General features: G+C 54.0%; 10 protein-coding genes. All 10 read left to right on the plus strand.

Going from position 1 to position 11,403, the window contains the following annotated elements:
• The first annotated feature begins 82 nt into the window (after positions 1-82).
• The 10 genes from MHI42_RS14710 to MHI42_RS14755 all read left to right on the plus strand — a co-directional run bounded on the left by MHI42_RS14710 (position 83) and on the right by MHI42_RS14755 (position 11,009).
• Entirely contained in the window at positions 83-1,234 is a 1,152-nt protein-coding gene (locus tag MHI42_RS14710) for a phosphodiester glycosidase family protein (protein WP_342424274.1), read from the plus strand.
• 187 nt (positions 1,235-1,421) lie between these two features.
• Positions 1,422-3,044 (plus strand): spore germination protein, encoded by a 1,623-nt coding sequence (locus MHI42_RS14715; protein ID WP_342424275.1) that lies wholly within the window; start codon positions 1,422-1,424, stop codon positions 3,042-3,044.
• Positions 3,041-4,144 (plus strand): endospore germination permease, encoded by a 1,104-nt coding sequence (locus MHI42_RS14720; RefSeq protein ID WP_342424276.1) that lies wholly within the window; start codon positions 3,041-3,043, stop codon positions 4,142-4,144. Before MHI42_RS14715 ends, MHI42_RS14720 begins: the two co-directional genes overlap by 4 nt.
• On the plus strand, positions 4,141-5,373 hold the full coding sequence (locus MHI42_RS14725) for a Ger(x)C family spore germination protein (RefSeq protein WP_342424277.1): 1,233 nt from the start codon (positions 4,141-4,143) through the stop codon (positions 5,371-5,373). Before MHI42_RS14720 ends, MHI42_RS14725 begins: the two co-directional genes overlap by 4 nt.
• 255 nt (positions 5,374-5,628) lie before the next feature.
• Positions 5,629-6,726, plus strand: a complete 1,098-nt coding sequence (locus MHI42_RS14730; protein ID WP_342424278.1) for an endospore germination permease — start codon at positions 5,629-5,631, stop codon at positions 6,724-6,726.
• A 113-nt stretch (positions 6,727-6,839) separates the two neighbouring features.
• Positions 6,840-7,799 carry a YafY family protein gene (locus tag MHI42_RS14735; RefSeq protein ID WP_342424279.1) on the plus strand — a complete coding sequence of 320 codons (960 nt, stop codon included), beginning with the start codon at positions 6,840-6,842 and terminating at the stop codon, positions 7,797-7,799.
• 84 nt (positions 7,800-7,883) lie between these two features.
• Positions 7,884-8,336 carry an SRPBCC domain-containing protein gene (locus MHI42_RS14740; RefSeq protein ID WP_171717472.1) on the plus strand — a complete coding sequence of 151 codons (453 nt, stop codon included), beginning with the start codon at positions 7,884-7,886 and terminating at the stop codon, positions 8,334-8,336.
• Positions 8,337-8,639: 303 nt separating this feature from the next.
• Entirely contained in the window at positions 8,640-8,894 is a 255-nt protein-coding gene (locus MHI42_RS14745) for a FeoA family protein (protein WP_039302013.1), read from the plus strand.
• Positions 8,891-9,622, plus strand: a complete 732-nt coding sequence (locus MHI42_RS14750; RefSeq protein ID WP_342424280.1) for a FeoB small GTPase domain-containing protein — start codon at positions 8,891-8,893, stop codon at positions 9,620-9,622. Before MHI42_RS14745 ends, MHI42_RS14750 begins: the two co-directional genes overlap by 4 nt.
• The gene (locus tag MHI42_RS14755) at positions 9,600-11,009 is read left to right on the plus strand and encodes a nucleoside recognition domain-containing protein (RefSeq protein ID WP_042134111.1); all 1,410 of its coding nucleotides are present in this window, start codon (positions 9,600-9,602) and stop codon (positions 11,007-11,009) included. Before MHI42_RS14750 ends, MHI42_RS14755 begins: the two co-directional genes overlap by 23 nt.
• Positions 11,010-11,403 lie beyond the last annotated feature (394 nt).

Raw genomic sequence — 11,403 nt, forward strand, 5'->3', positions numbered from 1 at the left:
CTGGAGTCCATTCCAGATTCATCCTAAACTGCAGTTAACCTGCTACAATCTGAAGGAGATTTCGTTTACTATGAGGTTTACTATGAAAAGAATGTCCGTCCTCTTCACCGCTTTCTGTCTGCTTGTTGTCCTTCTTTCGCCCCTGCAATCCCGGGCCGCTGCGGCGGCACCAGCCAAACTTGCCGTCTATGTTGATAAGGAGAACCATTCGTTCATTCCGCTAAGATTCCTGAACGGCTTCGCCGGCATCCAGTCTGTAGTAAGCTCTGCTGGAGGACAGATCCAGGTAACACGGGATGATTTGTCTGTTACCTTCACTCCAGGCACGGCCGGAGCCACCGTCAACGGCAAGCCCGTTACCCTGGGCGAACGTCCCTTTAGCGAGAATGGCATGACTTATATTCCGTTGTCTCTCGTCAGCCAGACGCTTGGCATACAGCTCCAGTGGAATAAAGATTCCGCATCGCTCAAGCTCACGAGCGGCGAGGCAACAGCCACCCTGCCCGTGCAGAACGGCGCCCTGATCAAGAGCGGTACGCCTGCTGTAGTCAGCGGCAAACATACATACAAGGTCGGCGGACGTTCCTTTGCCGTGCAGACCGTTACGGTCTCCCTGCTGCATCCGTCAGTGAAGCTGGATGCCGTCCTTGCCGGAAATACTGTCGGCAAGACAGAAGCGCTCGCCAGCATCGCTAAGCGCAGCAATGCCGCAGCCGCCATCAACGGCACCTTCTTCGATGCCTACACCAAAGGCACCTATTATGCTCCCTACGGCTATATTATCAGCGGCGGCAAGATGCTGAAGAACAGCCCCGGAGACAAGCGGACCGTATTTGCCTATGACAGCAACCTTCTGGCTGAGCTGATTCCGGGCAGTGAATTCAAGAACCGCTTCGACAGCGGCTCCATTCAAGGCGCATTGCAGGCAGGCCCGCGGCTGCTGGTGAACGGCAAGGTATCCCTCAATGTGCTCGCCGAGGGCTTCAAGGACCCTAAGATACTGACAGGCGGAGGCTCCCGCAGCGCGCTGGGTCTGACCCGCGACCACAAGCTGATTCTGTTGACCTCCGGCGGGGCAACCATCCCCCAGCTGGCGGAGATTATGAAGCAGGCAGGTGCGTACCAGGCGATGAATCTGGATGGCGGAGCTTCCAGCGGCCTCTACTATAACGGCAAATATCTGACTACACCCGGCCGCCTGATCAGCAACGCATTGGTCGTCCAGACCAAATAATATCCGGCTATAAGCATCTATATGGAGGCATTTCTCTCATCCTGAACAGGTTGGAGAAATGCCTTTTTCACGTTCACCAGCTTGGAATTCATCCACTGATTCCGTAAATCAGGCAGAATAAGGAATCCACCTGCGGGGGATAATACAGCCAAAGAATCCAGAATCCAGCAGAAAGGAGCCCCCGAAGATGCCGCAGAATCAGCAGAAAGGCCGGAAGACAGGCATAGATCCCGTGGAAACCTCTGTACCCGCACCGCTCCCGCTGAACTCCTCACTTGAGGTGAATTTGCAGGAAATCGTAAAGCGGATCGGCAGCAGCTCGGATATCGTCATCCGCAACTTCACCAATGAATCCTTGAGCTCCCTTTCCCTTACATTCATATATATTGACGGCCTGGTGAATGCCGATTCTGTCAACCAGACGGTGCTCCAGCCCTTAATGGAGAATGTGACGCTGAAAGGAGATTCAATTACCGCCGAAGCTGCCTTCAGCATGATCAAGGATCAGATGCTGCCGGTCGGGGGCGTCAAGGAAGGCAAAACGCTGGAAGTGCTGCTGGCTATGCTTTTTGAAGGCTATACGCTGATTCTGTTCGAAGGACTTCAGGTCGCACTGGCCGCAGACACCTCCGGCTGGGAGAAGAGAAGCATTAACGAGCCGACCTCCCAGGGTGTCATCCGCGGTCCGAAGGAGGGCTTCACGGAAAGTCTGCGAACGGGCACCTCCATGCTGCGCCGCCGGCTCAAAACTACCGATCTGCGGATCGAAGAATATAAAATCGGCCAGCGTACCCAGACCGGAATCGCCATCATCTATTTGAAGGGCATCGCCAGCGAACAGGTGCTGACAGAAATCCGCCGCCGGCTTGATGCCATTAATACGGATGCCATTCTGGAGAGCAACTATATTGAAGAATTCATTCAGGACGGCGGCTTGACCCCCTTCCCTACCATCCAGAACACCGAACGTCCCGATGCGGTGGCCGGAGGCATTCTGGAAGGACAAATCGGGATTATTATTGACGGTACCCCCTTTGCCCTGCTGGCGCCGTCTACCTTCTTCAACTTCTTCCAGTCCAGTGAAGACTACTACCAGCGGTATGATATCTCCTCCTTTCTGCGGCTGATCCGCTACGGGGCTTTCTTTGTATCGATGCTGCTACCCGCACTCTATATTGCAGTCACTACCTTTCACCAGGAAATGCTGCCGACCACCCTGCTGATCAGCCTGGCTGCCCAGCGTGAAGGGGTGCCGCTGCCGGCACTGGCGGAAGCGCTGCTCATGGAGCTCACCTTCGATGTACTGCGCGAAGCGGGGGTGCGCATGCCGCGCACCATCGGACCGGCTATCTCCATCGTCGGCGCGCTGGTGCTGGGTCAGGCTGCTGTTCAGGCCGGGCTTGTCTCGGCGGCTATGGTCATTGTGGTTTCTTTTACGGCCATCTCGAACTTTGTAATTCCGTCACTGGCGATTGCCAACTCCATCCGGCTGATCCGCTTTGTAATGATGTTCATCGCTGCATCGCTTGGCTTATTCGGAATCATGTCCTTCATGATGGTGCTCCTGATTCATATGGCGGGACTGCGTTCCTTCGGCGTTCCCTATCTGTCTCCGGTAGCGCCGATGATTCCGCGATATCTGAAGGATATCTTCATCCGCGTTCCGCTCTGGAGCATGACCATGCGTCCCAAGACCGATCTCGGCAAAGAAACCCGCAGACAAGGGCCGAACCAGAAGCCTCAGCCCGTTGAAGGGGCGAACCAACCAGCACCAGAACAGCCGAAGCCTCAGGGGGAGGGTCCTGCATGAATGGAAAAATCGGCACCACCCAGGCAGCCATGCTGGTTGTTAATACGATCCTGCCGACAGCTACTGTCGTGCTGCCCATCATTATTAGCACCTACGCGGAGCAAGATGCGCCGCTGGCGATTATTATGTCCACATTGACCGGGCTGCTTATTGCCGCGATTGTCGGGACTGTAATTCAGAACAGCAATGGCGCTCCTTTTCTGGACTGGGTCAGGGAGGAAAGCTCTCCGGTTGTATCCACCATTCTCGGTCTGCTGATGCTGCAATACTATCTGGATACTACGGCAACGATCCTGCGTGAATTCGTCAATTTCATCAAAGACAATGTACTGATCAACACACCGGTCACCGTACTCGTGATCCTGATTCTCTTCATCACGATATATATGGTCAGACAAGGCATCGAATCCATCGCCAGAGTGAATACCCTGGTCATTCTGCTCTATTTCGTCTTCGTCCCCCTGTACCTGTTCGGGTTGTTCAGCGATCTGAATGTGCATAATTTATTGCCGATGTTCGATCACAACCTGGCTGAATTAACGCTGGCCAGCCTGACGCCGACCACCTGGATGTCTGAAGTGGCCGTGCTGCTGTTTCTGGCTCCTTACCTGCAATATCCGCAGAGAGCGCGGATTATCGGCTGGACCGGACTGCTGTTCGTCTCTGTTCTGATGATGTTCTCCCTGATCACGGCCTTGATGGTGTTCGGTCCGGATTTCATCAAGCTCAGCACCTATCCGGGCTTCTCTACCGTGGGCATTATCAGGATCGGAAGTTTCATAGAGAAGCTGGATATTCTGTTCATCTCCTATTGGGTGCTGTCCATCTATCTGAAATTCGCGATCTTCCTGTTTGTGACAGTAGAATGCTTCAAACAGACTTTCCGGGTGAATAGCAGCCGGCCTTTTATCGGGGCGCTCGGTCTGCTCATTGCGCTGGAATGCCTGTTCTCCTGGCAAAGCTCGGCCAAGCTTAATATCTACAACAAGGAAGGACGTTTCGTGGTCTTCTTCCTGTTCAATGTGCTCGTGCCGCTGGGGGCTATCCTGCTGTACCGGGTCCAGAAGTCGAGATCCAAGCGGAAGGAGTTGGAAACATGAATACACAGAGAACGGCGCTGTGCCTCATCCTCTGTCTCCCGCTTCTGTCCGTTCTTCTCTCCGGCTGCTGGGATGACCGGGAGCTGAATGAGCTGGGGGTTACCTCCGGTTCGGCCTACGACTGGGAGAATAACGAGTGGAAAGCCACCTATCAGGTCATCAACCCCTCATCCGGTGCAAGCGGGATGGGCGGCAGCGGAGGTGGAAGCACAAGCTCACCGCCGTTTGTCACCTTTACAGTAAAAGGGCGGACGATTATGGAAGCAATCGAGCGGTCCAATCTGACCAGCACGCGTGAGATGTTCTTCTCCCATTCACGGATCACGGTTATCGGGGAAAGTCTGGCCAAGCATGGCATCAATCAGCTGATCGACATGTTCCTGCGCAAGCAGGATGCCCGGGAAACGGTATATGTGTTCATTTCCAAAGGCGAAGCAGGCGATATTCTGGATCAGCTGATGCAATTGACCAAAAACCAGGGCGCCGGTATCCAGCTCATGATTGAACAGGAGTCGAGGCTGCTGTCCTATTATCCCGGCACCCGCCTGTTTGAGCTGGCGATGTCCCTCGCCTCTGAGTCCGGGAGTGCGGTATTGCCGGAGATTCTGCTTACGGGTCCGGATATTATGGATGAGACCAGCGAGACCGGCCGGACAGATCTGCCCTCACGCCTGGCGCTGGGCAGACTGGGTGTAATCAAAGGCGAGAAGTTTGTGGGCTGGCTCAGCCAGAAACAGGCCTTCGGCTTGTCTTTTATGACAGACAATATCGAGACCGCAACCATCGCCTTCGCTTCCCAGCCCCGGAAGAGCGACAAGCTTGACGCCTCGTTCATCCTCCAGAATTCCTGGACTAATGTACATCCCGTCTGGGCTAAAGACCATTTCATCATGGATATAGACATCAAGGGCAGCGGGGTATTAACAGAGCTGGGCAGCGTTATGGATCTGAATGACCGTAAAGCGATCAGTGAAATGGAAGCATCCCTCGACCGGCAGGTACTCGATCTCGTGAATAACTCCTGGACAGAGGTTAAAAAGCTCGGCGCAGATGTCACAGGCTTTGCGGTAAGAGTCCACCGCAGCGACCGCAAGCGCTGGAAGCAGATTGAGAAGGAGAAAAGCTGGGACAGCGTATTTCAGGAGATTGAGATCCGCCCGCATGTCTCGTTCCAGATTGAACGGACAGGCCTCAGCAATAAATCGTTCAAGTCTGTCCAGCAAGAGTAAAGGAGCTTCACTATGAAAATAGCTATAACTCTTATACTCTATATTCTTGCCTTCTTATGGGGCTGCACCAGACTGCGCGGAAAGGGCCGCCAGCTGCACCGCCTGTGGCTGGGTTGCATTCTTGTCTATTGCGCTTATATTAATATTTGCGGAATGACAAGAACCCCCTTCATTAGTGTCGGGATCTTGTATACGGCGTTCTTTCAGCCTATCGGCAGGGCAATAATCTATTGGTTAGGAGGCTGAATGCTGATTATGCCCAAAAAAGAACAGGTGTCCTCCCTGCAAATTGCGTTCATGATTATGCTGTTTGAAATTGGCAGCACGCCGCTGTTCCTGCTTGGAGGCAAAGCCAAGCAGGATTCGTGGCTGGCGATGTGTACAGGTTCAGCCGCCGGATTCATCCTGCTTCTGCTTCTGATGTGGATTCAGCACCGTTCTCTGAGTACGGATCTGATCGGAATGCTGAAATTTCATTTCGGCAAGGTTGCCGGCTCATTCATCGGCGGTGTCTACTGCCTCTATTTCGCCTATCAGTCCATGCGTAATGTCCGTGATTTAGGTGAGCTCACAGCAATCACCATGCTGCCAAGAACCCCGATGGCCGTAACGATGTTAGTCTTTGTGCTTCTTGCCCTCTATGCGATCTGGAAGGGGGCAGAGGTTATTTTCCGGCTGCCGGAGGTTCTGCTGCCGGTGATGATCTTCTTTTACATTGTGCTTGTTGTGCTGCTGGGAATTATGGGATCGATTGATTTCGGCCGGCTGGCTCCGGTCATGGAGGGCGGACTGATGCCTATCGTCAAAGCTGCGCTGCCGGATATCGTCTCGTTCCCTTTTGGGCAGATGATCGTATTCCTGATGCTGTGGTCCTTATGGGAGAAGCCCGGTGTGCCTGTAAAATATACCGTGAACGCCTATCTCCTGATCAGTCTCTTCCTGATCTTCATGAATGCGCTGAATGTGGCGGTCCTCGGTCCGACCATTGCGGGGATCAGCCAGCTGCCTTTTCTCAAAACCGTCCGGACCTTGTCGAACCTCAAGTTTGTGGAACGGCTCGATATCCTGGTGACCATCCAGCTCTTTCTGGGACTGCTGATTAAGATGATGCTCTTCTATTTCTGTTCGGTAAAAGCTATTGCGGAGCTGACCGGCAAACCGGCCAAATGGTGGGTCTTTCCGGTAGGCTCCGTTATTTATGGCGCTTCTTTTCTGGAGCGCGACTACACGCAGCATATCGCCATCGGCCTGGGCCCCAGCCTCAAGCTTGATCCGGTGTTCCAGGTCGCCATCCCCCTGCTGCTGGCCATTTCCATATTGGTGCGCAGCGGGTTTAAGCGATCCACTTCGTAAGCCGGTCCCAGCCAGGCTCCATTACCCGGCGGCGCTGCAGAAGGTTGGCAAAACGGGTTGTTGAAGGTAAACTGGCTGTTAGATCAGTCATTCTGCCTAGGAGGTTCAAGCCAATGGCCAAAGCCGATTATATGTTGTCTATACTCTGGATGCTGAAGCAGCGCAAAAGAACGGCCGCCGAACTGGCAGACGAGCTTGAACTGAGCGTCCGTTCGATCTACCGCTATATCGATGCGCTGTGCGCCAGCGGTGTCCCTGTAGAGGCGGATGCCGGGCCGGGCGGCGGCTTTTGGCTGCCGGAGCATTTCAGCACTGCTCCGCTATTCTTCAACGATGGAGAACGGCGGGCACTTGTACAGGCATCTGCTTTTGCCAGGGGGAGCGGCTACCCTTACGTTGATGCGCTCGACGGGGCAATTGCCAAGCTTAAGCGTTACAGCAATGAAGCCCAGCTGTCGCAGATGGAACGCCATGAGAGCGGTCTTGCGATCCTCCACTCCCCTGGAGAGCACCCTTCGCTGCTGCTTGAAGAACTGGAAGTCTGCACTGCGGAGAGTCTCTCTCTTCAGATGGAATACCGTAAGGGGAACGGTACCCCGGTTTCCTCCCGTTGCATCGACCCTTATGGTCTGGTGATGTGGAAAGGCCAGTGGTATCTCTCCGGCTTCTGCCATCTGCGCCAGGATATCCGCAACTTCCGGGTGGACCGGATCATCGGACTGCAGCGGACAGGGGAAGCCTTCCTTCGTCCTGACGGATTCTCGGCACGGGATTTCTTATTGCAGAGGCTGCTCCCTGCAACGGAGCAGGACTCTGAGTTAACCGCTGTGGTTATCGAAGCGGAAGAAGCCACACTGAACGATCTGTGCAGTCACTGGCTGTTCGGGCATACGCTGGAGCGGCGCAGCACGGGAAGTGCCCGGTTTCTGCTGAATCAGGCGGCCTTACACAGCTTCGCCCCTTATTTCCTGTTGCCTTACGGCAAATCGCTGGCCATTGTGGAGCCCGCGTCCCTCAAGCACAAGCTGTCCAGAGTTGCTGCGGATCTCGCCGAACATTATAAGGATTCTTAATCTCCTGAGGGATCACTGACTGCAGCTGTCAGTGATCCTTGTGTATATTGTTCATGAATCCAATAATGCCAGGAGGAACAGGGAATGAGAGAATTGAAGTATGACTTCTATATTGGTGCTGCCGCTGCAGAGGTATGGGAGGCTCTAGTCTCCCCGGAGAAGGTCCGGCAAATCTATTACGGAAGTGTGATCCGCTCCAGCTTTGTTGTCGGTGAACAGCTGGAGTATGTAGGTCCGGGGGCTGCCGGGGAAGAAACGGTGCATGTCTACGGCACTCTGCTCGAATATGTTCCGCAGCAGACGCTGCGCTATACCCATAAGACCGGACCCTCTTACCTCACGAATAGAGAGGGTTATGAGTCTGTCATCTCCTGGAAGCTGGAGCCGGCGGGCGGCTGTACCAGGCTGACACTGGTTCATGGAGACTGGCATCCGGATGACCCTTCCTACGATGCCAGCAACAGTTCATGGTGGCAGATTCTCAGCAATACGAAGACGCTGGCAGAAACCGGCCGCACCCTGGATTTCGGCAGCTAGGAGTAAGCAGCAGACAGCCTCCGTTATATTCAAACAAGTATCACCACAGAATAGACGCTTCTAAATTAGTACTCTTCCGCTATCCCTGCTATAAAGAGGCTCGTGCCGCTTTTATAGCAGGGATTATTTCATTCTTTCCCTAGGGAAACATTTTTGTTGCAAGGACAAAATTATTTACATATACTAATATTGTGGCAGGCTGCAATAATCTATGCTGCGTGCACAATACACTATATAAATGCATACTCCATACTTATGGTTATATATTCATTCATTCCATTTCATACGAAAGAAGGAGATCTTATGGCTGAAGCCGTTATTCCATTGTCAGAGGCTGTGAACGGCAGTACGCTGCGCATCAGCGGCATTGAAGTTCAGGGTGTGCTGCGGAGAAGACTGCTTGATCTGGGATTCGTCGTCGGCAATGCTGTAGAAGTGCTGCGGCGCAGCCCGCTGGGAGATCCTACGGCATTCCGGGTAAGCAATACGACGATTGCCCTGCGCCGGGAAGAAAGCTCTTTAATCTACGGGCAATTAATTGGAGGCGGTGAAGGATGAGCCAGTACACGGTCGCTTTTGCAGGCAATCCCAACACGGGTAAGAGCACGCTGTTCAATCTGCTGACCGGCATGCGCCAGCATACCGGCAACTGGGCAGGCAAAACCGTAGTCACCGCCGAAGGCGGGTTCTCCCACAAGAACCACTCGTACCTGGCTGTGGATCTTCCGGGCACCTACTCGCTCTACTCCAACTCCGCCGATGAAGAGGCTGCAAGGGACTATATTATTTTTGAACAGCCGGATGTAACGCTAGTGGTCCTGGATGCTACCTCGCTGGAACGCAATCTTAACCTTGCCCTGCAGGTACTGGAGATCACCGGCCGTGCCGTGGTCTGCATCAATCTGATTGATGAAGCCCGCCGGCTTGGAATTGATATCAATCTGAAGCGGATCTCCAAGAGGCTCGGCGTTCCCGTAACCGCTATTTCTGCCCGTAACAAAATCGGTATTGAAGCGCTGCTTGATCAAATCGAGCGTGTGGCCACGGGTGCATTCAAGGCAGAGCCGCTGAAAATCACCTACAGCGCTGACATTGAGCAAGGCATAGCCGAGCTGATTCCTATGGTTGAGCAGACCATCGGTTCGAGATACCCCGCCCGCTGGATTGCCCTGCGGCTGCTGGATGGTGATCACAGCCTGCTTACTTCACTCAAAGCCCGCATGAGCCGTAAGGATATTCCCGTAAGCGAGGAGGTAGTCGGCCATGGAATCACCGCATGCCATTAACGGTCACGACCCGGTGGATTCTCTGCTCGCAGCCGCTAAGAAGCTGGCTGATCAAGGGGGAATCCGCGATGAGATTGTCAGCGGGATCTACGGCGTATCCGCCGGCATCTGCAGCGATGCAGTCACCTACCAAGATAAGAAGAAGCTGGGCAGTACCTATAAACTGGATAATATCGTTACCTCCAAGCTCTGGGGCTTCCCCATCATGCTTGCCGGTCTGGGCCTGGTATTCTGGATTACGATTGCCGGAGCCAACTATCCTTCAAGCTGGCTTGCCTCCCTCTTCAGCTGGATCGAAGGTTATCTGACTGCTGGATTTACCGCTGTTCATGCGCCGGCCTGGCTGCACGGCGTCCTTGTGCTCGGATTGTACCGCGGAACCTCATGGGTCATCAGTGTCATGCTGCCGCCGATGATGATTTTCTTCCCGGTGTTTGCGCTGCTGGAGAATTTCGGGTATCTGCCCCGGGTTGCTTTTAACATGGACCGCCTGTTCAAGAAATCCGGCGGCCACGGCAAGCAGGCCTTAACGATGTCGATGGGCTTCGGCTGCAATGCTGCCGCCATTCTCTCGACCCGCATTATTGAATCGCCCCGTGAACGGATGCTGGCTATTCTGACCAACAACTTCGTACCCTGCAACGGCCGCTGGCCTACACTTATCCTGCTCTCCTCCATGTTCATGGTCGGGGCCGCGACAACCGGTATGCTGCGTACGTTCTCCACAGCGCTGGTGCTGATGGGTATCGTGCTGGTCGGCATTACCGTAACTCTGAGTGTATCCTGGGTCATGTCCAGAACAGCGCTGCGCGGTGTGCCTACCCATTACACGCTGGAGCTTCCGCCATACCGCCGTCCGCAGATCTGGAAGACCATCGTCCGCTCCTCCAAAGAGAAATCGCTGAATGTGTTGACCCGTGCTATCGTCGTCGCCGCTCCAGCTGGTATCATCACCTGGATTCTCGGCAATGTGTTTGTCGGTGGAGAGAGCGTGCTTAACCATATGGCTGCATTCTTTGATCCTTTTGCCCAGCTGCTAGGCATGGACGGCTTCATTATCATGGCCTTCATCCTCGGGCTGCCGGCCAATGAGATTGTGCTGCCGATCCTGCTCATGGGCTACATGTCCTCGGGTGCCATGGTCGATATCGAAGGTCTTGGCAGCATCAAGGATATCTTCCTGAGCCACGGCTGGACCTGGCTGACGGCGCTGAATATGATGCTGTTCTCCCTGCTGCACTATCCTTGCGGCACCACGCTGGTGAACATCTACAAGGAGACTAAAAGCATGAAGTGGGCGGTGCTCTCCGCCGTCATTCCGCTCGGCATCGCCATCGCGGTAACCTACCTGGTTGCAGCCGCAGCCCGGCTGTTCGGCTGGGTATGATGGCCGGCTCCCTGCCGCTTGAGGCGGGGAGCCTGGCGACGGGGCGGGACGCGCGGGGCTGGGCGACGGGGCGGGACGCCGAGCGGCCCCCCTCCCCTTCCTCCCTTCAAAATCTTGCACGAAATACAACAATCCCATCGCGATAAGCGGCGAAAATCAAAATTGTTGTACAAAATACAACATTTCCCTTATTTTCATTGAATTTATGTAAAAATTCTTGCATTTTCTACAACAATTCTCTCGAATGCCCCGGTATCTCTACCTCAAAGTTGTAATTTGTGCAACATTTGAATCAGTTCATCTTATTATCAGCGATCGGAAGACTGCTATTTAGGAGTAGCGTTACATACGGGCTGTATAACTTCATTTCGCGCACGCAAAAGCCTAAAATTAC

Source organism: Paenibacillus sp. FSL E2-0178, from assembly GCF_038593005.1.
GTDB lineage: Bacteria > Bacillota > Bacilli > Paenibacillales > Paenibacillaceae > Paenibacillus_AQ > Paenibacillus_AQ phytohabitans.

Excerpts from the sequence above, each read along its gene's own strand:
- MHI42_RS14715 (WP_342424275.1), top strand. The coding sequence starts at position 1,422 with ATGCCGCAGAATCAGCAGAAAGGCCGGAAGACAGGCATAGATCCCGTG.
- MHI42_RS14750 (WP_342424280.1), top strand. The coding sequence starts at position 8,891 with ATGAGCCAGTACACGGTCGCTTTTGCAGGCAATCCCAACACGGGTAAG.
- MHI42_RS14735 (WP_342424279.1), top strand. The coding sequence starts at position 6,840 with ATGGCCAAAGCCGATTATATGTTGTCTATACTCTGGATGCTGAAGCAG.
- MHI42_RS14740 (WP_171717472.1), top strand. The coding sequence starts at position 7,884 with ATGAGAGAATTGAAGTATGACTTCTATATTGGTGCTGCCGCTGCAGAG.
- MHI42_RS14755 (WP_042134111.1), top strand. The coding sequence starts at position 9,600 with ATGGAATCACCGCATGCCATTAACGGTCACGACCCGGTGGATTCTCTG.
- MHI42_RS14745 (WP_039302013.1), top strand. The coding sequence starts at position 8,640 with ATGGCTGAAGCCGTTATTCCATTGTCAGAGGCTGTGAACGGCAGTACG.
- MHI42_RS14725 (WP_342424277.1), top strand. The coding sequence starts at position 4,141 with ATGAATACACAGAGAACGGCGCTGTGCCTCATCCTCTGTCTCCCGCTT.
- MHI42_RS14730 (WP_342424278.1), top strand. The coding sequence starts at position 5,629 with ATGCCCAAAAAAGAACAGGTGTCCTCCCTGCAAATTGCGTTCATGATT.
- MHI42_RS14720 (WP_342424276.1), top strand. The coding sequence starts at position 3,041 with ATGAATGGAAAAATCGGCACCACCCAGGCAGCCATGCTGGTTGTTAAT.
- MHI42_RS14710 (WP_342424274.1), top strand. The coding sequence starts at position 83 with ATGAAAAGAATGTCCGTCCTCTTCACCGCTTTCTGTCTGCTTGTTGTC.